This window comes from Bradyrhizobium sp. UFLA05-108 (assembly GCF_059803455.1).
On record NZ_JBANAZ010000001.1, the window covers coordinates 26,108 to 51,032 of the forward strand.

The window sequence follows — 24,925 nt, forward strand, 5'->3', positions numbered from 1 at the left end:
TCGCGACCATCGTCGCGCATCCCGACGCTGAGTTCGCGGAAGTGCGCGCGGCAAAACGATCCTGAGGCCTGCACTGCGTCGGGGCCGCGTGTCTCCGTAGTTCTGCGGAGTCAGCGCCGCCGCGCGTCGTTGTTCGATGCGACGGCCTTTGCCCGTATCGAGGTGAACCAAATCTTAGGCGCGCGACGGTAATTTTCCGCATCTTTCATAGGATGCGGCCCGCAATGAAATTGTCTGGCAATCCCTCCATTCGTTCGGTTCTGGGCGCCATCATCGGCATCCTCGGCCTGTTTCTGCTCGCCCAGCTCGCGACCGGACTCTATGGCGCGGTTGAGCGCAACGCCGCGGCGCAAAAGCTCGAGCGCTTTGCGGGCACCGACCAGCAGCTCTTTGCGACCCTGCTCGGCTTTCGCCTGGAGCGCGGCACATTCCTGTCGGCGCTGCTGGCGGAGGGGCCGGCCAACGCCAATGCTGACAATCGCATCGCCAGCAACCGGCAATTGTCGGAAGCCGCCTATAAGAGCGTGCTCGAGCGTCTCGAGGGCGTGACCGATTCCCGTCTCGCCGGTGCCCTGAGCCGGCTGGTCGCAATTCATGACGCGCTCGTGTCGCTTCGGCCCAAGGCGGAAGCCGCCATCCACCAGGCGAAGGCCGAGCGCGTCACGAAGCTCGCCGACGATTTCCGCAAGACCGCGCAGGATTATCTCGACGCGATTCTGGCGCTGACGGGCGAGCTCGAGAATGCGCTGAAGCTGAGCGATCCCGTGGTCGATCATCTCCTGGGCGTGAAGCAGTCGGCCTGGGCCGCGCGCAATTTCGGCGGCCTGATCGCGATCCGCCTGGAAGCCGCGGCGGCCAGTGCAAAACCCTGGAGCGCCGCCGACATGGTCGGCGCCGCCGAGGATACCGGCCGTGCCAAGCAGGCCTGGAGCCAGGTGCTGGATGCAGCCGGCCGCGCCGATGCGCCCGCCAGCCTCACCGACGTTGTCGCGCGCTCGAAGCAGGGCGAAGCCGCGGCCATGGTCGAGCGCCAGCAGGGTTTCATCAAGGCGCTGAGCAACAACCAGACGATCGACATCAAGATCGAGGATCTCTCCAAGCTCAACACCGCCATCCTCAACTCCAGCGTCGAGGCCGGTCAGGTCGCGCTGGCCGAGATGGTCGCGCGTGCCGGGCAGCAGATGAGCTCGGCGAAGTGGAGCCTGGTGTTCAATGGCGCGATGATGCTGGTCGCGCTCGCCATCACCGTGTTCGGCTTCATCCTCGTCAACCGCCGCGTCAGCGTCCCGATCCGGAAGTTGACTCAGGCGATGCGCCGGCTTGCCGAGCGCGACTATGCGATCGAGCTCGCCGGCATCGAGCGCGGCGGTGAGATCGGCGAGATGTCGCGCGCGGTGTCGGTCTTCAAGGAGAACATGATCACGGGTGATCGTCTCGCCGAGGAGCAGGCGGCAGAGCAGGCGCGCAAAGAGCGGCGCCAGCTTGTCGTCGAGCGGCTGATCGGAGAGTTCGAGAAGACCGTCACGGAATCGCTGCATACGCTAGCCTCGGCGTCCGGCGAACTGAACGCCACCGCGCACTCGATGTCGTCAACCGCCGAGCAGGGCTCGTCGAAAGCGGCCTCCGTTGCGTCCCTGTCGGGCGACGCCTCGTCCAATGTCCAGACCGTTGCCGCTGCCACGGAAGAGCTGTCGGCCTCGATCGCCGAGATCAGTCGCCAGGTCGCCGAATCGTCGAGCATTGCCGGGGCCGCCGCGGCGGAAGCTGATCGCACCAATGGCGAGGTCCAGGCGCTGGCGGACGCCGCCCAGCGCATCGGCGATGTCGTTGCGCTGATCACGGGCATTGCCGAGCAGACCAATCTGCTCGCGCTCAACGCCACCATCGAGGCCGCGCGTGCTGGCGAAGCCGGCCGCGGCTTTGCCGTGGTCGCATCCGAGGTGAAGAACCTCGCCACGCAAACCGCGAAGGCGACTGAGGAGATCACCGGGCAGGTCGCCGCAATCCAGGGCGCGACGCGTTCGTCCGTGACTGCGATCCAGTCGATCGGCACCACCATCCAGCGCGTCAACGAGATCGCAGCCGCAATTGCCGCCGCGGTCGAGGAGCAGGGCGCCGCCACGCGCGAGATCGCCCGCAACGTGCAGCAGGCCTCCCAGGGCACTAGGGAAGTCTCGCGCCATATCTCCGGCGTCTCACAGGCCGCCGGCCAGACCGGCGCGGCCGCCGGCGAGGTGCTCGATTCCGCCAAGGTGCTGGCGCGCCTGTCGGAGGATCTGAAACGCGAGGTCGAAAGCTTCGTCGAAGATCTCAGGGCAGCGTAGCGCGACTCCGCTCCGCTCTCCGTGCCCCGGATGCTGCGCAGCGCGCCGCCCTTCGCGGCGTGATGCGTTGCTGATCCGGGGACCACACCGAACGGCAAAGCGAGGTCCCGGTTCAGCAGCGCATCACGTCATGCTGCCGGGCATGAAGCAGCGTATCAGCGTGCGGCCGTTGACGTAATACGGCCAGACCATGGTGCGACCGGCGCGGTTCGGCTCGGTGATCACGGTGTCGTCGGGCACCTCCACCCACATACCTTCGAGACGAACGCGGTAATGGCCGTCCCGGGTGTCCCAGTCGGCATCGGCTACCGCGGTGCCGTCGGCGTCCGCGCAGCACGGGCCGCCGCCTTTGCTGTGCAGGCTTTCGAACCAGCCTTTGAGGGGGGAATTCGCAAACCGGCCGTCGTCGCGGCCTTGTACGGGGGCGCCGATCACGGCAAGCGCCACAACGAGAGGGGGTAACCGATAGCCGACAGACATCCTTTCGCCTCTTGGGTTTCGCACGCAAAACAAAACGTCCGGCCCCGAAGGCCCGGTGCGCACGTGATGCATTTTCAGCTGACACCCCCCGGCCGGACTGTTCCGCATCAGCGATTGCGACAACCCACGGGTCGAAGGTTTGATCCTATTTGGGAACGCGCATCATTGCGGCCCTATCGGTCAGAATCTGTGACCGATTGCCGATCGTCCATTTTGTCGACTTGATGCGGGAGCGAATTGAGCGCAGGTTTGCGCCCGTGATTTGTCGTGAAGGGCTTAAGGGGCTTTGGGATTCATGGTGATCGCATCGAGGGCGACAATTGCCGTTTGCTCGTTCCTGCTGGTTGCGGCCGGCGGTACCGCGATCGCTGTCGGCACCGGCGGGCTGTGGCAGGCGTTGCGCGGCGGGGCCGAGGTCAAGGTCGCCGACGGCAAGGCCCAGGTCGAATCCAAGCCGGAAGCCGGGGCGGCGCTCGCGGCGCCGACATTCCTGCCGCCGAGCGCGCCGTCCGTCGCACCGTCAGCGGCGCCCAGCAATGACGTCGCCACCGCGCTCGGCAAAGCGCAGTCCGCGCTCGCCGATCTGCCGGCGCCGACCGCTCCGCCGCCGGCTGCTAGCGAGGAGACCGGGCCGCGTTTCGATGTCGCTCGCGTCGATGATGACGGCGAGGCGGTGATCGCCGGCCGCGCCGCGCCGGGCGCACGCGTCGAGCTGCTGCGCGATGGCGAGAGCCATGCCTCCGCAGTTGCCGATGCGTCCGGCCTGTTCGTGATGACCCCGCCAAAGCTGCCGCCGGGCAGCTACAAGCTCAGCCTGCAATCGACGGCGCCGGACGGCAGCGTGACGAAATCGAGAACCGACGTTCCCGTGACGCTGAACGCGATGGCGCAGCCACCGCGCGCCGCACAAGCGCGTACCGATGTCGCCAAGGTTGCGAAGGACACGCCCACCGGCGAAGCTCCTGTGAAGGAGGCCAGCGCGGCAGCCTCACCGGCCGCCGCGCCGAGCACCGCGCAATCCACTTTGGCACTCGCCGCCGCGCCGTCCGCCGAGAAGGGTCCGTTGCGCTCCAAGGTGGAGACGACGGGTTCGACTAGCTCCAACCGCATCGTCATCCGGGGCGACAGCCTCTGGCAGATCAGCCGCCGCGCCTACGGCGATGGCCTCAGCTACGCCCTGATCTACAACGCCAACCGCGACAAGATCCACAACCCGGACCGGATCTATCCCGGCCAGACATTCGTCTTGCCGCGCAAGGCAAGGTGAGGGGTTCTCGATCCCGCAAATCCTAAGGTGGGTTGCCTGAGCGTGGGAACTTTCTGTTCCAACGCGCGTCATTGACGTTATGACGAGATGCGGCTTGGCGCGAAGGAGGGAGCCAAGGTGACCATCATGTCGAAATCCCGCCTTGGACTCGCGGTGGCCGGCATCGCGCTGATCATTCTCGCGCTGCTGCCTGGCGTCGCCGAGGCCGGCTTCGGCCTGCGGGTCGGCGGTCCTCTCGGCGTCGCGCGTTTTGCGATGGGGCGGATGCTGGGTGTCGCCGGAATTCGCCACATGCGCATGGCCGCGCGGCACAATCGTGCCCGGATGGCCGCGCTGCGCCCGCAGGACCTCCGCCCCGCCGCGGACGCCGTGCGCCCTACCGTTCGCGCCCAGCTCACGGCGGTTGCTGCACTCGCAGGCTGGCGCGGTGGCCGCGCCGGGCAAGGCTGGTGGCAGCACGGCGATGGGACCTATGGCTGGGTCGGCCCCCTGTTCTGGCCGTTTGCTGATGACGACATCACCGATTTCACGATGCGCGGCGACGGCACCGCGCTGTGGGCCTATGGCTACGGCGATATCTATGCCGCAATCTTCGCGCCCTACGCCCCAACCGAGCTCGCCGCCTACACGGCGCCTGGCCGCCGTCACCGCAGGGTCCCCGAGCTCCAACAGCTCTGCGACACCGGCGATGCCGTGGGCCTTCCGATCGATGCGATCCTGCGCACGGTGCAGCCGAACGAGGTCCAGCGCGCCGGCCTCGACGAGCTCGCAAGTGGTTGGGCCTCGGCAGGCGCGACTATCCGCGCCGCCTGCCCGACCGAGGCGGCCGCCAATGCACGCGATCGCTTCGCGCTGATGCAGCGCCGCCTCGAGGCAATGATCAACGCGGTGGATGCGGTCGCGCCGCAGCTTGAAAAATTCTACGGCCTGCTCGACGACGAGCAGAAGTCGCGCCTCAACGCGCTCGGCAAGGAGGGCCGCGGGAACGCCGCCGAGACCAAGCGCAAGGAGATGCAGGCTGCAGCCTGCAGGGCGCCCAGCGAGCCCATGAGCGACGAGCAGGCCCAGCGCCAGTACGAGCAGCTCGCGAAGCAGCAATGGCCGGCCGACGATATCGGGGCCGCGCTGCGGCTCGACGATACCAAGCGCGCCGCGCTGGAGGTGCTGCAAGACACCACCATGGGCACCATGGAAGCCCTATCTCCCTGTGCGCCGCAGAACCTGCACACCCCGCAAGCCCGCCTCAAGGCGGTGAGGGCGCGGCTGGATGCCATGCTCGAGGCGGTGAAGACCGTGGGCGACGCGCTCGACGATTTCGAGTGGGGCCTCTCCGACGAGCAGAAGACGCAGTTCGAGGCGATGGGGCTGAAGCGCGGGGTGTGATCGGATGCTGCGCGCGCAAAAGCCGCGGAGAGCGCGCAAGCGCTCTCCGTATCACAGCTCTCTTGCTCAGCTGAAGAAGTGCCCGCCCGAGGCCAGCGCGTAGGCCTGCCATTGATGATCGAGCACGATCGTCTCATGACTGCCATTGCTCTGGCTGATATCGAGCACGAGGTCGTTGGCGCCGCCGCGATGGGCGGAAACATCGGCGGAATCCTTGACGAGGTCGACCAGCGCCGCCATCGAGTTCACCACCGCGCCGGATCCAGCGCCCTCGCCGGTGTCGAGCACGGTTGCGGGGTGCGTGCCAGTCGAGGCGAATGTGCCGGCCTCGTAGTCGTAGAGCACGAGGCTGTCGCCCTTGCTAAAGTTCAGGTCGAACACCGCGTCGGTGGCGTGCTGGCCAGCCGTCTGGTCGGTGCCGTTGAAGCGGAACTGGTCCGCGCCCCGGCCGCCATAGAGCAGATCGTTGCCGCCGCCGCCATTGAGCACGTCGGAGTGCTGTCCGCCGATAAGGACGTCATTGCCGCCCTTGCCGTCGAGGAAGCTGCCGACCGGGCTGAACAGTCGTGCGACGAGCAGATTGTTGCCATCCGTTCCCTCGACCAGATTGTCCGAAACGACGGTGACGTTGGTGCCCCCGTTGCCGTCGGAGGCGAGCTGGAAATTCAGCCCCGACGCATAGGCATGTGCGTCGAGCTGGAGTGTGATCGTCCCCGCGTTGCCGCCGGTGATGGTGAGCACATTGTCGGCCGATAGCGTCGCATGCGTCGCCTTGCCGATGCCGGCAAGATCGATGGTATCGCCGACGGCAAAGCCTTCGATCGTATTGTCGAGATGGCCGTGGCGGAGCGCTGCCTGGTCGATCTTCAGCGTCTGCGCGCCGTCCTCGAAGGTGATCGCGCCGGTGCCCGCGGCATCCAGCGCCGCGAGCTCCAGCGTGCCGGCATGCAGCGTGGTGCCGCCGCTGTAGCTGTTCGTTTGCGTGAGCACGGTGGTGCCGGCACCGGCCTGGTCGAAGGCGCCGCCGCCGGAGATCACGGCGTTGAACTGGAACAGGTCCGAATGCTCGACGGCGAATTTGCCGTTGTCGGTGACGTTGCCCGTCAGCGAGCCGCCGTCGGCGACCGCAAGTTCCGCGCCATGCGCCACCGTGATGCCGGACGAGAAGCTTTCCGCGTCGGTGACGGACCAGTTGCCGCCTTGTACGTCGAGCACCTCGAAGTTCACCGCATGCGCCAGCGTGCCGGAGCCCGTGCCGAGCAGGTTGAACGTATCGGTGCCGTCGCCACCGTCGATCGTCGCGGTGAAGGTCGACCCCGTGTAGTCATTGAGCACATCGTCGCCGCCGCCAAGCGCGACACTGCCCTCGATCGTGCCGTGATTGGTGATGGTATCGGCGAACGTGTCCGTGATGGAGATCGCTTCGCCATTCCCGCCGTGGATGAGGCCCCAATTCTGGATCGTCGTGGGCGCCCAGCCATTGCCGCCGTTGCTGCCGTTGCTGCCGTTGGGTCCGCCGGCGCCGTCGCTGTCGTTGACGGTGATCGCGCGCTCGAAGCTGGTGATGACGCCGCCGATCTCATTGATGATCGTGCCGCCGCCGATGGTGACGGCCTCCTGGAGATCGACCGTTCCGTCCGACTCGACGACATGCACGCCGGTCGCCTGGATGGTGCCGAAATTGTCGAGCGTCAAAAGGCCGTCCACGTCGATACCGTCGCCGTCCACGGCCTGCGACGGATCGCCGCCGAGATAGCCGCCGGTGCCGACGATCGTGCCGTGATTGGTCACGTACGTCATCGAGAGGCTCGGCGTGTCCATGTTGATGCCGCTACCGAGATGCCCGGTGATCGTGCCCTCGTTGTAGACGGTGATCGGCTGCTCGCCCGTGATGCCGTGGCGGGCGCCGTCGATGGTACCGCCAGCAAAGTTGTTGACGATGCCGCCGCCCGCATTCGACTGGAAATCGATGCCGTCGTTGCCGCTGTCGCCGGCGCCGTTCTGCGCGACGATCGCGCCCCAATTGTTGATCGTGGCGTGCGCGCCGGGCCGGATGGCGTCGGCGTCGGCTGCGCCGATCAGTCCCCCGGCGTAATTGTTGATGGTGACGATCGCGGATTTGAGATTGTCGAAATCGAGCGCCTGGCCGCTGGCGGTGCCGCTGATCGTGCCGCCGCTGTAGCTGCCGGAGACGATGACGCCGGAATTGTTGACGGTGACTGATCCCGCATGGCCGTCGGCGGCGGGAGCGATATCGGTGTTGATGCGAATGCCGTCATTGGTTAGCGACACGAGCTCGGCGCCGCTCGCATTGTTGAAGGTGAGGCTGCTGCCCCGGTGAGCGAATTCTTGCCGGTGTCGATGCCCCGGGTCGTTGCGCTGATGATTCCGAAATTGTCGATTTCGGTCGTGCCGCCGGTCCAGGTGATGTCGGTGGTGTCGGATAGCGTGCCGCCGGCGGCAATCGTGCCGATGTCGCCATTGCCGACGGTTTTCGCTTTCGTGTCTGTCACGCCGCTCGCCACGGTGAACGAAGCCATGATCCCTCCCTGTGTCCCGGAAAAATCGACGCCGGACGGCGTCAGCGCATGATGTTGGTTGCGGCCGCGAGCCGTAGCGGGAGTGCATGACGACGGGATGACGATTGATCAGCCGGCTGTGGACTTCCGACACGAATTGATTTGCCCGGACGCCGGCGGGCGCCAGGGAAGAATGCCCGGCTGCGTCTCCGCACGACACCGCGACGATGTCCTCGCCATGGACGCGATAGTCGTCCGGCAGCTTCAAGGTATCTAGTCGTCGTCCTGGCCTTCGCCAGGACGACCCTGGAGACGATCTGGCGCTCCTCACGGCCGAGGGAGCCGCAATAGCTCACATCCTCCGCCGCGCCGCCGACGCATCCACGACATTGTCGACTTCCTCGCGCCAGCTCAGGATCTCCATTGCGAGCACGGGGTGATTGAAACCCTTGAGCTGGAGATCGTCGAGCGGGCGGGCTTCGACCCATGGCTCGACGATGCCGTAGACGCGCCGCGCGACCACGATCTGGCCGGCCTTGGCCTCGTCGCACAGGCGCGAGGCGAGGTTGGTGACGCTGCCGATCGCGGCATATTCCAGTCGCTGCTCGAAGCCGATCTGGCCGAGCGTGGCATAGCCGAGCGCGACGCCGACGCCGAAGCCGAGCGAATGGCCGCGGTTCTTCCATTTCTCGGTCAGCTTGCCGACCGCATCGCGCATCTCGACCGCCATCTTCACCGCGCGCTTGGTGTGGTCGGCGAATTGAATCGGTGCGTTGAACAGGATCATCACGCCGTCGCCGGCGAAGCGGTCGAGCGTGCCCTCGTAGCGATGGATCAATTCGCCGAGCGCTGCGTGGTATTCCCGCAGCACGTTCATCGCCTCTTCCGGCTCGGTCGCTTCGGTGAATGAAGTGAAGCCGCGCAGATCGCAGAATACGACGGTGACCTCGCGGCGGTGGCTGTCGAGCAGCGCATCGTGGCCGTCCGAGGAGGCGATGAGCTGCGCGACCTGCGGGGCGAGGAAGCGTTCGAGGCGCTTGATGCGGCCGATCTCGCCGAGCTGCTTCTCGACGCGCTCCTCCAGCGAGCGGTTCCAGTTGCGCAGCTGCTCGGTCTGCTCCTGAAGCTTCGCAGCTTGCTGCTGCACCGTCTCATGGGCAGCCGCAAGCTCGCGGCCCTTGTGGTCGACCTCGGTGAAGAGGCGCGCATTGCGCATCGCCAGCTCCGCCTGGTGCGCGAAGGTGCGCATCAATCCGGTGAGGCTGCTTGCGAACTCGCCGCTCGCGCGACGCAAGACCACCAGCGAGCCGAGCGTGCCCTGCTGGTCGACCAATGGCACCACGAGCACGGAATGGAAGCCGGCGTTGACGGCGACGTCGCGCAATGGCTGCCCGGTCGCCTCATCGAGATCGGGAAGCGCGATCGGCTCGCCGCTCCTTGCGGCATCGCTGAGCAGGCTCGCGCCCTCGTCGATGGTGACGTGCGCGCCGTCGGCCGACTTGTCGATGCCATTGGCCTCGACCAGGTTGAACTGGTGTTTCTCGGCATCGTAACCGTAGATCAAGACCGCATCGGCCTGGGTGATCTCGAGCGCGCGCGCTGCGATCGTCGGCAGCACGGCATCGAGATCGAGCGAGGAGGCGACGGCGCGGCCGACCTCTTCCAGCACTTTGAGCTCGTTGATCGACTGTGCGAGGTCGCGCGTGCGCTCTTCAACTTTGGTTTCCAGGCTCGAATAGGTCTCCTGGATCTGGTTCGCCATGCTGTTGAACTGATTTGCCAGTCCCTCCAGCTCGTCGGAGGTGCGCACGTCGATGCGGTGGCTGAAATCGCCCTCGCCAAGCCGATGCGCGCCGGCGCTGAGCGCGGTGATCGGGATGAGCATGCGCCGCGCCAGCAGCGTGCCGGCAAGGATCGCGACCAGCAGGCCCATGCCGATCAGGAGCGCGACCCGCACCAGCTGGTCGCGGATCGGCGTCAGCGCCTGCGCAGTCGGCTGCTCGAACAGCACCGTCCAGCCGAGCTTTGGCACTTCGCTTGTGGCCGTCAGCACCGCGTGGCCGTTGAAGTCGGTGCCGGAGGACGCACCGTCGCGATCGGAGGCGATCGCGGCTGCGACCTGTGGCAGCTTCGAAAGGTCGGCGGCGACTTCGGGCCCCTTCGACGATGTCGCCAGCACCCTGCCATGCGGATCGACCACATAGGCAAACGCAACCTTGCCGACCTGGGCGTCGGACAGGAAGTCGGCGATGAAGCCGAGGTCGACCTCGGCGAGCGTGACGCCGGGCTTGAAGCCGGAATGAGCGACCGAGATCGACATGAACGGCTCCTGGTCGACGAAATGAGCCGGTGCGTAACTGGTGCCGCGGGCGACGGCGTCGGTGAAGCGCATGTCGCGCGCGTAGTCCGTGCTGCTGCCGCTGGAGACCGCGGCGCGCGACACGCGCTGCACCACCTGGCCCTCGCCGTCGAGTTGGGTGAGCCTGCTCACGGCCGAAACCTGGTTCAGGAGCTGGACATAGTCGGCGCGGCGTTTCTCGATGGTGTCCTGCGAGGCGCGCGTCACCCAGCTGATCTGGCGCTCGAGATCGAACATCGATTGCTCGATGCGCTTGGAGACGGCCTGCGCCTTCTCCTCGAGGCCGTCGGTCAGACTTGTCCTGGTGGCGCGATAAGAGATCCAGGTCTCCATCGCGCCATTGACCGCGAGCACGAACACGACGAGGCCGACGAGGGACGCGACATATTTGGCGAACAGGCCCTCGCGGAAAAACCAGGTCTTGTCTTTCGCTCCCGCCATCCAGATCCTCACGCGCCACGGCCGATGCAGGGGCTGCCGGCCGTTCTAGCACAGTTCCGCCTGCACAGCCGCCCAAGCCTGCCGGATATGGGATAAGGCGCTGGCCGAACAGGAGATTAATTGTCGCTGCAACCCAGCTCTTTCCGTTCCCGCCCCCCGTTGCGGGGGAGGGCAGTACCCCGGCAAAGGCTGCCCAAAGGAACACCCGCTGTTGCAAAAACTACCGGTTAAACAACTGACGCAGCACGTCATTCATCGGCTGGCTGTCTTGCTGCTCGGCGGGCGGATTGTCGGGCGGGGTGTTCTGGGCCGGCGGCGTCGGCGAGGCTTGCGGCGCCGGATGCGCCGGCGTTCCGGGCAGGCCGCGGCTGCGGCCGGTGCTGGTCCCGGGGGCGGCGCCGGACAGGCCCTGCTGGATCAGATTGCCGATCGCCTCGCCCAGCGCGCCGCCGAGCGGATTGTTTTGCGACGGCTGGCCTTGAGGATTGGCATTGCCGGCATTGTTTCCGCTTGGCGCAGTGCCGCCGAGACCGAAGCTGCCCAGGATGTTGCCGAGTCCGGCGCCATCGGGACCAAACAGGCCCTTGCCCATTTCGCGCAGCTTTGCGTAGGCCGCCTCCGGATTGTCGAGCACGCCCGCCATGTCCGGATAGATTTTCGGCTGCGACCAGGAGCCCTCGATCATCACGGGAATGCCGAAGCCGACGGGATCGGAGGTGCGGCCCTGGCCCTCGGTGGTCATCACCAGTTTCGGTTCGACGCGAAAACCCATCATCTTGGTGTCGAGCGCGATCGTGCCGGCGCCGGTCACGCGCACCAGCGGGCCGATCAGGTTGAGATCGGTCGTCACCGCCTGGCCCTTGTCGATGCGGAAGGAGGCAGAGAGCTGCGTCAGATCCGTGCTCTGCTCCTGGCTGTCCTGCCAGCCGGACAAGGTGGACGTGGTTAGCGATCGGATCATCTGCGCGACATTGATGCCGCGGATGGCGCCGTCCTGGAAGTTGGCGAACACCGTGCCCTGCATGTTCGCCATCAGCGCGCGCTGGCTGGTGCCTGCGGAGCGCACCGCGATCTTTGCCTGCAGCTTGCCGTCGAGCCGGTCGAAATCGGCGAGCCCCTTGAGCAGCGGCAATGCGCGCACGCCGACGAGGTCGGAATGCATGGCAAAGTTCGGCGCACCGCCGGTCGCATCCAAAATCACCTCGCCGGAGACCTGGCCGCCATAGGCGCCGAGATCGGTCGTGCCGGCCTTCAGCACGCCGCCGGCGAGCTTTGCATCAACCGCGAGAGGCGCAAAACGTGCTTCGCCGATATTGGCCTCGGTCGCCGAGACCCTCATCTGCGCGTCGACATAGTTGAGTCCGGAGACGCTGATCGGCGCATCGCTCCAGGGTTGACCGGCGGCACCGTCGGCGGATTTCGACAGGGGAATGTCGAGCCGCTGGAAGTCGAGATCGAGCTTGAGCAGCGGTTTGCTGGCGATGTCGACCGAGGCCCAGCCGTTGAACGCGCCATCGCCGAGCGTGCCGGTGATGCCGTTGATCATCACGATTGAGCCGTTCAGCCGCGCCTCGGCGTGGCCGCCGAGCTGCGATTGCAGCAGGCTCGGCGCGTCGACGGCGAAGTCGAGCGGAATCGTCTGCCGCTCGACCGGCGCCGTGGGCACCACGGCCTTGATGTCGAACTTGATCCCGTGATCGCCAGCCCGCGCCGTGCCCTTGAAGTTGACCTTGCGATCGGCATTCACGGTCGCGTCCGCATTGATCGCGCTGAGCCGGCTCTCGACACGGTCGCGCGCGACCGAGAACGCCACTTCACCGTCGGTGACCTTGATGCGATCGATGCTGACGTCACCGGCGGCCAGCGGCACCGCCGGCTTCGATGCCGCGGCCGCGTTCGGCATGCGCTCGCGCAGCAGCGGCTGGTAGAGTACGGGATGGGTGACGAGGAGATCGCCGATCCTCGGATGGCCCGACCACACGCTCGCCAGCGACATGTCGGCCTGAACGCTATCGACGGTGAGGCGGCTGATGCCGGTGCGGTCCTTCGGATCCTGGAGCGTGAGGTCGCTCAGCGTCACGTTCAGCGTCGGCCACAGGCTGACCTTCGTGTTGCCGGCGATCGTCAGGCGGTAGCCGGTCGCGCTTTCCACCCGCGAGGTAATCGCCGAGGTCAGGAATCCGGAGGGGACCCCGATCACCAGTAGAAGCGCGATGACGATGATGACGGCGGCGACCGCAGCGCCGGCGAATTTCACTGCTCTCATGTCGACTTTCCAAACGGATAGCGGCGTCGAACCCGGCCGGGCCGATAACCCGTCCGTTGCCCGTCAGTCTATCCCGGGAGGGGAAACCGCTCCAAGCTGCCAAAAATAAACAGGGGGTGCTGCAAAGTTATGTGACTTATGACACACTTCCCTCCGCGGGTTTTCCGCGAAATCTGATGTTGATGGTTCCAAGGGAATTGCCAAGGGTTTGCCAAGGGATTGCCGAGGGGGATTTGCCAGGGGGACTACCAAGAAATCTGAAAAAGGGAATTGCAATGAGCAAACAGGCCGAATTTGCGGTCATTCTGAAAATGAATGCGATGTTCGCCGACCTCGGTGCGGACGAACTTCAGCGCTTGTCCAATCTCTGCCACACCCAGCATCTGGCGAATGGCGAAGTGCTGTTCCAGAAGGGCGACCCCGGCGATGCGCTGTTCGGCGTCCGCCGCGGCCAGGTCCGGATCGAAACCGGTGCCTCCGACGGCAGTCGGCTGACGCTGAATTTCATGGGACCGGGAGACCTGTTCGGCGAGGTCGCCGTGCTCGACGGCCAGGACCGCACCGCGGATGCAACCGCGGGCGAGGCCAGCGAGTTGTTCGTGCTGCGGCGCGAGGACTTCCTCACCTTCCTGGAGCGCGAGCCGAAGGTCGCGATCAAGATCATCATGCTGCTCTGCCAGCGCATCCGCTGGCAGAGCGAGCGCATGGAAGAATCCATGCTCCAGCCTCTGCCGGTGCGGCTTGCCCGCAGGCTCTGCGCGCTCGCCGCCGATTTCGGCTCGGAGGTGCATATTTCGCAGGAGCAGCTCGGCATCTTCGTCGGCGCCGCCCGCGAAAGCGTCAACCGTCAGCTCCAGGCCTGGCGCAAGGAAGCGATCCTCGACCTGCAGCGCGGTCGGATCCTGCTCAAGAACATGCCCAAGCTGACGTCGATCGCGCGGAATGAATAGGGGTAGGTAACACCTACTCCGCGGCCGGATGCACAATGCTCTTCGGCACCGGCGTCGCTTGAGTAGGCGCAGCCGCAGCCGTCGGCGCAGCATGGTGCTCGTCGGCGTCCGTATCGGCGCTGTGCACGATCAGTCGCTTGCCGAAGCGCCAGATCAGCGCGCCGATGTCGTCCATCACCATGAACATCGCGGGCACGAAGACCAGCGACAGCACGGTCGAGAAGATCAGGCCGCCGATCACCGCGAGCGCCATCGGCGAGCGGAACTCGCCGCCGGCGCCGACCGCGAGCGCGCTCGGCATCATGCCGGCGACCATTGCGATCGTGGTCATCACGATCGGGCGGGCGCGCTTCATGCCGGCGTCGATCATGGCTTCGTCGCGCGGCTTGCCCGCGTGGATCGCTTCGATCGCGAATTCGACCAGCATGATCGCGTTCTTGGTCACGATGCCCATCAGCATCAAAATCCCGATCCACACCGGCGTGGTCAGTTGCTTGCCGGTCACGAGCAGCGCCGCGATCGCGCCGCCGATCGACAGCGGCAGCGAGAACAAGATGGTGATCGGCTGCAGGAAGGTGCCGAACAGCAGCACCAGCACGGCGTAGACCATCAACAGGCCGGCGGTGATCGCGGTGGCAAAGCCATCCGACAGCTCGTTCAGGCTTTCGGCGTCGCCGGACGGGCTGACCCTCACGCCCTTCGGCAGGCTCTTCATCACCGGCAGCTCGTAGATCTTCTTGGTGGCATCGCCGAGGGCGGCGTGGCCGACGAGGTCGGCGGCGACGGTCGCCTGGCGTTCCCGGTCATAGCGGTTGATGGTGGTCGGACCCTGGTCGAGCTTGACGTCGGCGATGACCGAGAGTGGCACGCCGCCCTTCTCGCCATGCTCGCCGAGCGGCACCCGCAACTGTTCGAGCGTTTTCAGATTGCCACGCGCGGCATCTTCGAGCTGAACGCGGATCGGCACCAGCCGGTCGCCGACGTCGAACTTCGCGAGCGCAGGTCCGACGTCGCCGATGGTCGCGACGCGGATGGTCTGCGACAGGATTTCGGTCGAGACGCCGAGCCGCGCCGCAAGCTCGGCGCGGGGCTCGATACGCAGCTCGGGCCGTTCGAGCGCGGTTTCCGAGATCACGTCGGAGATGGTCGGGATCCGCTTCATCTGCGTCGCAAGCTCGCTCGCGACGTTGTTGACGATGTTGGCGTCGACGCCGGTGACGACCAGCGAGATTGCGCGCAGGCCGTTCTCGTCGAGGAACCAGAAGCGGATGTCGGGGATGCTCTCGAGCTCCTGGCTGATCGAGGATTCCAGCTCGCGCTGGGTGATCTTGCGGTCGCGCTTCGGTGTATAGTTGATAATCAGGGAGGCGCGCCGGACCTCCTGCGTGCCCGGCGGGACTCGGCCGCCGTCGACGAATATGCTCTTGACCTCGGGCCGCTGGCGCAGGCGCGCGACGATGTCCTCGGTGACCTTCTCGGTATAGGAGAGCTGGGTGCCCGGCGGCAGCTCGATCGCAAGCAGCGATCGTGCGCTGTCCTGCGCCGGCAGGAAGCCCTGCGGCAACAGCGTGATGCTCCAGATCGAGGCAGCGAAAATGCCGAAGCCGATCAGCACGGTGATGAAATAGTGCTTCACCGACCATGCCACGATCTTGTGGTAGGTGCGCAGCACGCGGCCGGGTGGCGGCTCCTGGTGATTGTGATGCTTGAGGAAATAGGCGGCCAGCATCGGGGTGACGAAGCGCGCGGCAAGCAGCGAGAAGAACACCTGTACCGAGACGGTGATGCCGAACTGCTTGAAGAACTGCCCGGCGATGCCGGACATGAAGCTCGCGGGGGCAAAGATCGCGATGATCGTCAACGAGATCGCGATGACCGCGAGCCCGATCTCGTCGGCAGCTTCCAGCGCGGCACGGTAGGGCGACTTGCCCATGTTCATGTGCCGCACGATGTTCTCGATCTCGACGATGGCGTCGTCGACCAGAATACCGGTCGACAGCGTGATGGCGAGGAAGCTGACGAGGTTGAGCGAGAAGCCGAGCAGGTCCATCGCCCAGAAGGCCGGGAAGATCGACAGCGGCAGCGAGATCGCGGCGATGATGGTGGCGCGCAGGTCGCGCAGGAACAGCAGCACGATGATGACGGCAAGGATCGCACCCTCGAACAGGGTCGAGATCGCCGCCTCGTAATTGCCCTTGGTATATTCGACCGAGGTGTCGATCAATTTCAGGTCGACGTCGGGATAGGCGATCTTGAGCGCATCGATGCGCTTCTGCACGGCGGCGGCCACCACCACGTCGCTGGCGCCCTTGGAGCGCTTGATGCCGAGGGCGACGACCGGCTCGCCGTTGAAGCGGGCGAAGGTGCGGCGGTCGGCGATGGTGTCGGTGACGGTGCCGAGATCGTCGAGCCGGACCTCGCCGCCGCCGAACAGCGGGATCATGGTGCCGGCCAGATCGCTCAGCGTCTTGGCGCCGGCCAGTGTCCGGATCGCCTGGTCGTTCTTGCCGATCTCGGCGCGGCCACCGGCGACGTCGACATTGGTGCCGCGCAGGCTCTGGCTGACATTGACGGCCGTCAGCCCCATGGCCTGTAACCGGTCGGGATCGAGCGAGACCAGAATCTCGCGCTCGACACCGCCGATGCGCTCGACCTGGGCGACGCCGCGCACGCCCTGCAGCGCGCGTTTGACCACGTCGTCGACGAAATAGGAGAGCTGTTCTGGTGTCTTGCCGGGCGAGATCGCGGCATAGGTGACGATCGGCAGGCCGATGACGTCGACGCGCTGGATCAAGGGCTCGGTGACGTTCTGCGGCAGGTTGGAGCGCACCCGCGTGACCGCGTCCTTGACGTCGTTCAGCGCGCGGTCGGTGTTGGTTTCGAGCGCGAACTGGATCGTGGTCACCGACAGGCCGTCGGTGATCTGCGAAGTGATGTGTCGCACGCCCTCGACGCCGGAGACCGCGTCTTCAACCGTCTTCGTGACCTGGGATTCAAGCTCGGCGGGAGCTGCGCCGAATTGCGACACCGCGACCGAGATCACGGGGATGTCGGCCGAAGGCAATCGCGTCACCGCGAGCTTGGTGAAGGACACCCAGCCCAGGATCAGGAGAATGATGGAGAAGACGACCGACGGCAGCGGATTGCGGATCGACCATGCCGAGATATTGAGAGCCATCAGCGTACTCGCGATCGATCGAGTTCATCGGCGAAGACGGTCTTGATCTGGTCGCCGTCATGGAGCGAAGAGCCGGCGTCGGCCACGACGATTTCGCCGACGTCGAGACCTTCCAGGATTTCCGTTGCGGTGTCGGACGTCAGCCCGACCCGCACCCGTCGCGTCTCGACCGTGTTCCCTTTGACCACCTGGACGGTGAGATGGTCAATGGCGGTTTTGGGAACCGCAACGCCGCAGCTCCGCTTGGCGTCGATGGAGGCGCGGGCGAACATGCCGACCCTCAGTGACGGATTGTTGGCAACGCTGATCCGGACGTGGCCGAGCTGCGTGGCGCGGTCGATCTCGGGTGAGACCAGCCGGACGCGCCCGATCAGGTCGGGAGCATCGTCCCTGCTGATCCGCACCGTGGCGCCGGGATTGAGCTTGGTCATATGCACGGCCGGCACCTGCGCATCGAGCTCGATCTCACCGCCCACGGCAATGCGGAACATCGGACCCGCCTGCGGCGAGGCCGGGGCACCGACGACGGTGCGGACTTCGGTGACGAGGCCCGCGGCAGGCGCCTTGAGCGAGATCGGTCCTTGCGGTCCCGGCCGTGCCGGCTGTCCTGGCATCTGCGGGGGCGGGCTCAATCGCGCCAGTTCCTGGTTCTCAGTGACCGTGGCGCCTTCGGCGACGAAGAGGTCGGTGACGCGCGACCCTTCCTGGTCGACGGTCACCACGGCCTCGCGGCGCGGCACGAAAAAGCCGGTCACGCGCACCAGATCGGAAAAGCAGGCATTGGTCGATTTCGTCACGACCACGACGGCGTCTCCGGGTGTTTCCTTCACCTCCGGGCGATGGCGGTTCTCGAACCAGTAATAGCCGACGCCGAGCACAACGATGAACGCCGCGGTTCCCGCGGGCTTGATATATTCGGTGATGTTCATCGCCGGATCATCCTGGCCTGGCTCGCTGTCGCCGGCTCGCGGCCTGCCACTGAAAGAGTTTCCCCGAAACGAAGCTGCGTCCCGCAAGGCTGCGGGACGCGCGTCGGACGCACGAACTTACACCACACGACCGGTCACTTGCACAACGTGTCGGGGTTATTTGGCCGCAGTAGTCTTGTTTTCCATATTGACGACCTGCACCCGGCGATTGACCTCCGCCATCGGCTGGCTCGGATCCTTCAGCTTGCTCTTGCCATAGCCGACGGTGACGAGATCACCTGCGGAAATGCTGTACTTGTCGATGAGGTAGCGCTTGATCGCGTCCGCGCGGCGCTCCGACAGGTCCTGGTTATAGGCCTCGCCGCCGGCGGCGTCGGTGTGGCCGGCGACGACGAAGGTCGAGCCCTTGAGGTCGGGATTGGTCAGCGCGCGGCCGAGCGCCTGCACGGATGGCATCGACTTGGCACTGATGTTGGCTGAGTTGTAGTCGAAGGTGATCTCGAGATCGATATTCGGCTTGTCCTTGGCGGCGGTTGCGATTTCCTCGCGTTCGGCCACTGAGAGCGAGCGCGTGGCGCGGCCCCGCACGCTCTGGAGCAATTTGGTCTCGGCGGCGCTCGGCGCTGGATCGGTGGTTTGCGGTCCGATCGAGAGGCCACGGGTCAGGGGCTTCTTCGGCGGCGCCAGCGCCCGGACGATCTGGTCCTCGGTGACGTTGTTATTGGTGTCCTTGTCGTCGCCAGCGAATGCGCTCGATAGCGGCAGCGTCAGTGCGGCGCCGATCGTGAGGATCGAGAGGATCGCGGTCACACCCTTTGCAGCCAATCTCATTGCCAGTCCCTCCTGCAAAAAATTCCTGCAACGAGCCCGGAAGAGCCCTTGCGGCATCCTTCCCTTGGTCTCCGCGGGGCTCTCGGGGGTTCGAGGCCGCGCCTCGAATCTCAAAAAAATATCAACGGACTCCGTAGCTTGCAAACTCCTGGACGATGTTCGGATCCATCGCCTTGGCGTTCGCAATGTCCAGCGCGCCTTCTGGGGCCGAGCCGTTGCGCTGCTTGGCAAGGCCCCGTCCATAAAGCGATGAGGTCAGGCGCGGGTTGATCTTCAGCGCCGCATCGAAATCCGCGATGGCGTTCTTCACCGCGCCGGATTTCAGGTTGACCAGGCCCCGGCTGTCGAGCGCATCGACGAAGTTCGGGCGCAGCCGCAGGGCCTCGTTGCAATCCTTCAGCGCGCCCTGGAGGTCGCCGATCACGGTGCGGGTCCAGCAACGGTTGTTCAGGGCCTCGACGTCCTTGGGATTGATCCGGATCGTATCGTCGAAATCCTTGATCGCAAGGTTATAGGCGCCCTTGCTGGCATAGACCTGGCCCCGCCGGTACAGCGCGTTCACGTCGTCGGGGTTGGCCGCAATCTTGGCGGTCAGGCCCTTGATGGTCGGATCGTCGGCCAGCGTGGCCTGGCTCGGTCCGGTGTCGCCGGTATTGGGGCTGGTGCCGGCGTCGGCCGGCTTCGCCGGCGGCTGCGGCGGGGGAATAGCCGCCTCAACCTGCGGCTTCGGTGACGGCGCAGGAGCCGGCGCGGGAGCGGGAGGCGGAGCGACATTTGCTTCGACCTGCGGCTTCGGCGGGGCGGGCGGTGCCGGGGCAGCGGGAGTTTGTGCCGGAGTTTGTGCAGGCGTCGGCGCAGGCGGCGGGTTGTTGGCAACCACCGGCGGCGTGGGCGCGGGTGGGTTCGGCGGCTGCGCCGTGGCGGTCGGCCGCGATCCGCCGGCGCCGGGAATGAAGGAGAAATCCTCGGCCAGCGAGGACGAGATCCACGGCACCTGCTCGTTGCGCGAGGCACGGGTGACGCCCATCTTGGTGCGGTTCAGCGTTTCCTCCGCCATCAGGTCGGGGACGCGGATTTCCTTCAAAAGCTCCTGGACGAACAGGCTGCGGTCACCACCGGCATCCGAGGTCACCGAGCTCAACGCCGCCGAATACATCACCAGCGTGCCGTTCGGCGCGATCACGGGGGCGAGGCCCGCGGAGAAGCTGCGGAACCGACGCTCGAACGGGTTGCGCCGGGAGGCATCGATCAGCGCGATCTTGACGCCCGCGCCGCGGGTGTTGATCTCGCCGAGCACGGTCTCGATGCTGAAGCCGTCGCGGCGCACGTCGGACTCGGTCCAGATCTGGGCGTCGACCGGGATCATGTAGCTCTGGCGTGCCGACTGGATGCCGAAGCCACTGTAGAACACCAGCACGACCGCGCCGGGCTTGACCTTGCCATAGAGCTTGTCGAAGGCGCGGCGCATGCCGTCGCCGGTCAGGTTCTCGCCGACATCGACGGTAAATCCGTCATGCTTGAGCTCGTCGGCGACGTCGCGTGCGTCGTTGATCGGCTCCTTCAGCGGGCTGTCGGCATCCGGGTATTTGGCATTGCCGATGACCAGCGCATAGCGGTCGCCGGCGGCAAAGGATGGCGCGGTCAGGACGACCCAGAACATCGGGAGCAGAAGCGAAAGAAAGCGAATCTTCATAACGAGCGCGGTCCAGCCAAAAAGGCGCCGTTCGCAAGCTTTGCGCCGCGGCGACCTTAACTTACGCAATTTGCATTATCAAACCGGGGGGTGGGGGCGTCAACCGCTTGGAGACACGGCATTATCGCGACAATTGACCGCGACGCTGGGGAAAGATGGAGGGGCCAAAGCGGCTGTCACGGCATTGCTCGATCGGAGGGGGAGGGTCCGGCGGATATATCTCTTAGCGCAGCCATCGCGACAAAAATGTGATCGGTCTCACATCTCGGCCGCACGCGAGGCGCGTTTGACCTTTGCGTCCGGCGGTGGCTTGGTGATCTTCAGGCTCCCCTCAACGAAAAAAGTGCAACCATGGGAAACCTCTACGAAGTCTACGCGCTGCGCTACGCGACGATGTCGCCCCGCACCCCCCACATGAACTTCCTGTCGCCGGACCCGCATGAGAGCGCCGCGCAGGATCTTGACTATTTCGTCTGGCTGATCCGAGGGCAGGGCCGCGACATCCTCGTCGATACCGGCTTCAACGCCGAGGAAGCGTCCTTGCGCGCCCGCAAGCTGACGCTCAATCCGGTCGACGCGCTGGAGCGCTTTGGCGTCAAGGCATCAGCCATTGCCGACATCATCGTGACGCATCTGCATTACGACCACGCCGGCAATCTCGATCGCTTCCCGAACGCGCGCTTCCATCTGCAGGAGCGCGAGATGGCTTACGCGACAGGCCGCTGCATATGCAACGGCTTATTGCGACATCCGTTCTCGGTCGAGCACGTCACGCAGATGGTGCGCCATGTCTATGGCGAGCGCGTCACGTTCTATGCGGGCGATGGCGAGGTCGCGCCCGGCGTGACCGTGCACCGCGTTGGCGGCCATTCCGACGGCTTGCAGGTCGTCAGGGTCGAGACGGCGCGCGGGCCTGTGGTGCTCGCCTCCGACGCCGCGCATTACTACGCCAATCTGCAGCGGCGCAGCCCGTTCCCGATCGTCTACAATGTCGGCGACATGGCCGCAGGCTGGGAAACGATCGAGCGCCTCGCCGGTCATCCAGATCGCTTCATCCCCGGACATGATCCACTCGTCACCGAGCTCTATCCGCGCGCCAGCGACAAGGTCGATGCCTGGGCGCTGCATCTGCCGCCGACGCGGTCGTTTGTGAAGTGATGTATCTCCGTCATTCCGGGGCTCGCGACTTCGTCGCGCCCCGGAATGAAGAGGTGAGGGAGCGAAACCCCGCTCTCAATCCCCCATCCTGAGGAGGCCGCGCAGCGGCCGTCACGAAGGATGCGGGCCCCAGTTGGGGTTGCAAGCGTAAGTTGTGTAAATCGGTCGAGTATAATACGGTACTGCCATGCGTGCGGACTTAGAGAAGGCGATGATGGCGCCGAACGATGATTGCGCAGTGTCGTCGCGCGTGAGTCGACTATGGGGCTAGTCATCCTTACAGGTGCATCGGGCTCGGGCAAGACGACGATTGCAGACAGGATACAGCAGCAACATCCCGAACTGGCTCGCGTGTTCCTGTTCGATAGCATTGGTGTGCCGTCACCAGAGGAACGGTTAGCGGGGTGGGGGTCCGGAGGCGGTTGGCAGCGCGCGATGACCATTGAGTGGCTGGTTCGGATCGCGAACGAACCTGACGCTCATCCTATCCTGTTTGAAGGCCAGATGCGCCTGTCGTTCATAAAGGAGGGGCTGGCAATTGCTGGAATTGCGCGGGCTCGCATAGTGCTGGTGCATTGTGACGATGCGACCCGAACGCATCGCCTTTGTAGCGAGCGCAACCAACCGGATTTGGCCAATGCAGAGATGATGAATTGGGCAAAATTTCTTCGACGCGAGGCCGAGGCGGGCGGATTCGAATTGTTGGACACATCGAAGATTTCGATCGAAGAGAGCGTTAGTTACGTTTGCGAGCGTCTGGGAAATTGACAATGCGGCGGGGGCAAAAGCGCCGGGATCGTTGCGGACGAACCGGGTTCGCTCACGGACAGCAGATCTCAGCGAGGTGCCGAGCGATTTCGCCCATGCTTACGAGTACTAATACGCCTGCTTGGCATCCGCCTCTTCGCTGGTCTGGATCAGATCCAGACTCTGCTCGATCTTGCCGAGCAGCGCCGACAATTGCTTGCGCTCTTGCGTGGAAAGGCAGCTGAGGATTTCGTCCTCCCGCCGCAACAATTGCGGGAACAGCTCTTCATAGAGCGCGCGACCCTTCTTCGTGAGCTGCAGGCGGAATTCGCGGCGGTCGGCTTCGTTCTCGACGCGCTCGATCAGGGCGTCATGCAGCAGCGCAGTGACCGCGCGGCTGATCGTGGATTTGTGCGTGCGGGTGCATTGCGAGATGAACTGCGCGCTACAGGCGTCGTTGCGGAAGCCCAGCGTGGCAAGCACGCGCCAGGCCGGAATGTCGAGCCCGTGCTGCTCCTGGTACTCGACCGCAAGCGCGGAGCTCACCTCCGCCGCCAGCCGGTTGAGGCGGAACGGCACGAACTTGAACAGATCGAGCCGCGCCTTGGGCTTCGGCGATGCCTCTTCCGCTTCCTTCGCCTTCAGCGCGGTATCGCCCAATGTCCTCGTCAAAAATCGCTCCGAATGCCAGTTGACGGACGGCGGTCGCCGGTCCAAGATAGTTGCACGTGAGACTATCTAGCAGATAAGTCCCCTCCTGACCAGAGCGAAAGGTTAGCGCATGGCGCAGGCAAAAACCCAGTTCGGCTATCGCCGCCACCCCGACCAGGATCGCCCCGACCAGACTCCGGCCGAGCACGCGACCGTGGTCGTGGGTGCCGGGCCGGTTGGGCTGTCGCTTGCGATCGATCTGGCGCAGCGCGGCCAGCGCGTGGTGCTGCTGGATGACGCGGATCGCATCGGCGAGGGCTCGCGTGCGATCTGCTTTTCAAAACGCTCGCTGGAATATTGGGATCGGCTCGGCGTCGGCGACCGCATGGTCGAGAAGGGCGTGGTGTGGAGCGTCGGCAGGATCTTCCACGGCGAGTCCCAGCTCTACCAGTTCAACCTCTTGCCGGAGGAGGGGCACAAGCGGCCCGCCTTCATCAACCTCCAGCAATATTACGCCGAAGCCTATCTCGTCGATCGCATTAGGGATCTGTCGGAGATCGACCTGCGCTGGCGCAACAAGGTGACGGCGCTCGAGCAGCGCAACGATTCCGCCGTGCTGACGATCGAGACGCCCGAAGGCGCCTATCGCATCTCCGCGCAGTACGTCGTCGCCTGCGACGGCGCGCGCTCCTCGCTGCGGCAGATGGTCGGTGCGGAATTCGCCGGCCAGGTGTTCGAGGATCAATTCCTGATCGCCGACGTCAAGATGACCGCAGAATTCCCGACCGAACGCTGGTTCTGGTTCGATCCGCCGTTTCATGCCGGGCGCTCGGCGCTCTTGCACAAGCAGCCTGACGACGTCTGGCGCATCGACCTCCAGCTCAATCGCTATGCCGACCCCAGCGTCGAGAAGAAGCCGGAAAACGTGCGGCCGCGGATTGCGCGCATGCTTGGGCACGACCAGTTCGATTTCGAATGGATCTCGCTTTACAAATTCCAGTGCCGGCGTATGGATCGCTTCATCCATGGCCGCGTGATCTTCGCCGGCGACTCCGCGCACCAGGTCTCGCCCTTCGGCGCGCGCGGCGCCAATTCGGGGCTTGAGGACGCAGAGAATCTGTCCTGGAAGCTCGATCGGGTGCTGCGCGGCCAATCGCCGGTGACCTTGCTCGAGAGCTACCACGTCGAACGCAGCATGGCGGCGGACGAGAACATCCGCGAATCGACCCGCTCGACGGATTTCATGGCGCCGAACTCGCATCAGGAGGCGCGGCTGCGCAAGGCGGTGCTGTCGCTGGCGAAGGAAACCGAGTTCGGCAAGCGCATGGTCAATGGCGGTCGGCTCTCGGTGCCTTGCAGCTATGACTCGCCGCTGTCCTCCGCCGACGCGGAGCCGTGGAGCGGTGGTCCGCGTCCCGGCTGTTCCATGCTGGATGCGCCGATCACGACGCGTGCGGGCGAGGGCGCGTATCTGACCGATATGTTCCGCAAGGGTGGAACGGGATTTGCCGTGCTCGGGTTTGGCAATGATGCGGCCATCGAGCTGCCCGACGGCTTGAAGGACATCCGTATCGGCCGCGAGAACGGACTGATCGACCCCGACGGGCTCTTGGCGAAGCGCTACGACGCCGAGCCTGACACGGCCTATCTGCTGCGGCCCGACGGCTACGTCGCAGCGCGATTCCGCCATCCAACGCAAGCGAAAATCGCAGCGGCATTGTCGCGCGCTCAAGGCTTGAATTGAAGGTT

The 24,925-nt window shown here is 65.3% G+C and carries 17 protein-coding genes; 7 read left to right on the forward strand and 10 right to left on the reverse strand.

Annotation, left to right across the window (positions count from 1 at the left end; genetic code table 11):
- Positions 1-224: 224 nt before the first annotated feature.
- Positions 225-2,324, forward strand: a complete 2,100-nt coding sequence (locus SO140_RS00130; RefSeq protein ID WP_498542184.1) for a methyl-accepting chemotaxis protein — start codon at positions 225-227, stop codon at positions 2,322-2,324.
- A 123-nt stretch (positions 2,325-2,447) separates the two neighbouring features.
- Here SO140_RS00130 and SO140_RS00135 read toward each other — a convergent pair whose 3' ends face one another.
- The gene (locus tag SO140_RS00135; protein WP_449379740.1) at positions 2,448-2,804 is read right to left on the reverse strand and encodes a hypothetical protein; all 357 of its coding nucleotides are present in this window, start codon (positions 2,802-2,804) and stop codon (positions 2,448-2,450) included.
- Between the two features lie 295 nt (positions 2,805-3,099).
- Here SO140_RS00135 and SO140_RS00140 point away from each other — a divergent pair, with 295 nt between their 5' ends.
- A complete protein-coding gene (locus tag SO140_RS00140) occupies positions 3,100-4,071 on the forward strand; it encodes a LysM peptidoglycan-binding domain-containing protein (protein WP_449379741.1) in 972 nt (323 codons plus the stop codon).
- Between the two features lie 126 nt (positions 4,072-4,197).
- Entirely contained in the window at positions 4,198-5,454 is a 1,257-nt protein-coding gene (locus SO140_RS00145; protein ID WP_449379742.1) for a Spy/CpxP family protein refolding chaperone, read from the forward strand.
- Between the two features lie 66 nt (positions 5,455-5,520).
- Here SO140_RS00145 and SO140_RS00150 read toward each other — a convergent pair whose 3' ends face one another.
- From SO140_RS00150 to SO140_RS00165, 4 genes are all read right to left on the reverse strand, one after another.
- Positions 5,521-7,746, reverse strand: coding sequence for a beta strand repeat-containing protein (locus SO140_RS00150; protein ID WP_449379743.1), 2,226 nt, complete (start codon positions 7,744-7,746; stop codon positions 5,521-5,523).
- The gene (locus SO140_RS00155; protein ID WP_449379744.1) at positions 7,737-7,994 is read right to left on the reverse strand and encodes a hypothetical protein; all 258 of its coding nucleotides are present in this window, start codon (positions 7,992-7,994) and stop codon (positions 7,737-7,739) included. Before SO140_RS00155 ends, SO140_RS00150 begins: the two co-directional genes overlap by 10 nt.
- 331 nt (positions 7,995-8,325) lie before the next feature.
- Positions 8,326-10,773, reverse strand: a complete 2,448-nt coding sequence (locus tag SO140_RS00160; RefSeq protein ID WP_449379745.1) for an adenylate/guanylate cyclase domain-containing protein — start codon at positions 10,771-10,773, stop codon at positions 8,326-8,328.
- A gap of 220 nt (positions 10,774-10,993) precedes the next feature.
- Positions 10,994-13,039, reverse strand: coding sequence for an AsmA family protein (locus SO140_RS00165; protein WP_474802277.1), 2,046 nt, complete (start codon positions 13,037-13,039; stop codon positions 10,994-10,996).
- A gap of 275 nt (positions 13,040-13,314) precedes the next feature.
- On the opposite strand from SO140_RS00165, the gene SO140_RS00170 reads away from it, so the two are divergent.
- Positions 13,315-13,989, forward strand: coding sequence for a Crp/Fnr family transcriptional regulator (locus SO140_RS00170; RefSeq protein WP_449379747.1), 675 nt, complete (start codon positions 13,315-13,317; stop codon positions 13,987-13,989).
- A gap of 13 nt (positions 13,990-14,002) precedes the next feature.
- Here the strand turns inward: SO140_RS00170 and SO140_RS00175 are convergent, their stop codons facing one another.
- From SO140_RS00175 to SO140_RS00190, 4 genes are all read right to left on the reverse strand, one after another.
- On the reverse strand, positions 14,003-17,167 hold the full coding sequence (locus tag SO140_RS00175; RefSeq protein WP_449379748.1) for an efflux RND transporter permease subunit: 3,165 nt from the start codon (positions 17,165-17,167) through the stop codon (positions 14,003-14,005).
- A complete protein-coding gene (locus SO140_RS00180; RefSeq protein WP_449379749.1) occupies positions 17,167-18,096 on the reverse strand; it encodes an efflux RND transporter periplasmic adaptor subunit in 930 nt (309 codons plus the stop codon). The genes SO140_RS00175 and SO140_RS00180 overlap by 1 nt, the downstream gene beginning before the upstream one ends.
- 156 nt (positions 18,097-18,252) lie before the next feature.
- Positions 18,253-18,927, reverse strand: coding sequence for an OmpA family protein (locus tag SO140_RS00185; protein WP_449379750.1), 675 nt, complete (start codon positions 18,925-18,927; stop codon positions 18,253-18,255).
- A 121-nt stretch (positions 18,928-19,048) separates the two neighbouring features.
- On the reverse strand, positions 19,049-20,620 hold the full coding sequence (locus SO140_RS00190) for a caspase family protein (RefSeq protein WP_449379751.1): 1,572 nt from the start codon (positions 20,618-20,620) through the stop codon (positions 19,049-19,051).
- Positions 20,621-20,971: 351 nt separating this feature from the next.
- On the opposite strand from SO140_RS00190, the gene SO140_RS00195 reads away from it, so the two are divergent.
- Together SO140_RS00195 and SO140_RS00200 are read left to right on the forward strand one after the other, a co-directional pair.
- Positions 20,972-21,778, forward strand: a complete 807-nt coding sequence (locus SO140_RS00195) for an N-acyl homoserine lactonase family protein (RefSeq protein WP_449379752.1) — start codon at positions 20,972-20,974, stop codon at positions 21,776-21,778.
- A 261-nt stretch (positions 21,779-22,039) separates the two neighbouring features.
- Positions 22,040-22,546, forward strand: coding sequence for an ATP-binding protein (locus tag SO140_RS00200; protein WP_449379753.1), 507 nt, complete (start codon positions 22,040-22,042; stop codon positions 22,544-22,546).
- Between the two features lie 108 nt (positions 22,547-22,654).
- Here SO140_RS00200 and SO140_RS00205 read toward each other — a convergent pair whose 3' ends face one another.
- On the reverse strand, positions 22,655-23,197 hold the full coding sequence (locus SO140_RS00205) for a MarR family winged helix-turn-helix transcriptional regulator (protein ID WP_449379754.1): 543 nt from the start codon (positions 23,195-23,197) through the stop codon (positions 22,655-22,657).
- 109 nt (positions 23,198-23,306) lie between these two features.
- Here SO140_RS00205 and SO140_RS00210 point away from each other — a divergent pair, with 109 nt between their 5' ends.
- Entirely contained in the window at positions 23,307-24,920 is a 1,614-nt protein-coding gene (locus SO140_RS00210) for an FAD-dependent oxidoreductase (protein WP_449379755.1), read from the forward strand.
- Positions 24,921-24,925 lie beyond the last annotated feature (5 nt).

Coding starts and splice junctions, on each gene's coding strand:
- SO140_RS00155 (WP_449379744.1), bottom strand. CDS start 7,994: ATGGCTTCGTTCACCGTGGCGAGCGGCGTGACAGACACGAAAGCGAAA.
- SO140_RS00160 (WP_449379745.1), bottom strand. CDS start 10,773: ATGGCGGGAGCGAAAGACAAGACCTGGTTTTTCCGCGAGGGCCTGTTC.
- SO140_RS00195 (WP_449379752.1), top strand. CDS start 20,972: ATGGGAAACCTCTACGAAGTCTACGCGCTGCGCTACGCGACGATGTCG.
- SO140_RS00135 (WP_449379740.1), bottom strand. CDS start 2,804: ATGTCTGTCGGCTATCGGTTACCCCCTCTCGTTGTGGCGCTTGCCGTG.
- SO140_RS00170 (WP_449379747.1), top strand. CDS start 13,315: ATGAGCAAACAGGCCGAATTTGCGGTCATTCTGAAAATGAATGCGATG.
- SO140_RS00140 (WP_449379741.1), top strand. CDS start 3,100: ATGGTGATCGCATCGAGGGCGACAATTGCCGTTTGCTCGTTCCTGCTG.
- SO140_RS00165 (WP_474802277.1), bottom strand. CDS start 13,039: ATGAGAGCAGTGAAATTCGCCGGCGCTGCGGTCGCCGCCGTCATCATC.
- SO140_RS00190 (WP_449379751.1), bottom strand. CDS start 20,620: ATGAAGATTCGCTTTCTTTCGCTTCTGCTCCCGATGTTCTGGGTCGTC.
- SO140_RS00145 (WP_449379742.1), top strand. CDS start 4,198: ATGTCGAAATCCCGCCTTGGACTCGCGGTGGCCGGCATCGCGCTGATC.
- SO140_RS00180 (WP_449379749.1), bottom strand. CDS start 18,096: ATGAACATCACCGAATATATCAAGCCCGCGGGAACCGCGGCGTTCATC.
- SO140_RS00210 (WP_449379755.1), top strand. CDS start 23,307: ATGGCGCAGGCAAAAACCCAGTTCGGCTATCGCCGCCACCCCGACCAG.
- SO140_RS00130 (WP_498542184.1), top strand. CDS start 225: ATGAAATTGTCTGGCAATCCCTCCATTCGTTCGGTTCTGGGCGCCATC.
- SO140_RS00200 (WP_449379753.1), top strand. CDS start 22,040: ATGGGGCTAGTCATCCTTACAGGTGCATCGGGCTCGGGCAAGACGACG.
- SO140_RS00175 (WP_449379748.1), bottom strand. CDS start 17,167: ATGGCTCTCAATATCTCGGCATGGTCGATCCGCAATCCGCTGCCGTCG.
- SO140_RS00185 (WP_449379750.1), bottom strand. CDS start 18,927: ATGAGATTGGCTGCAAAGGGTGTGACCGCGATCCTCTCGATCCTCACG.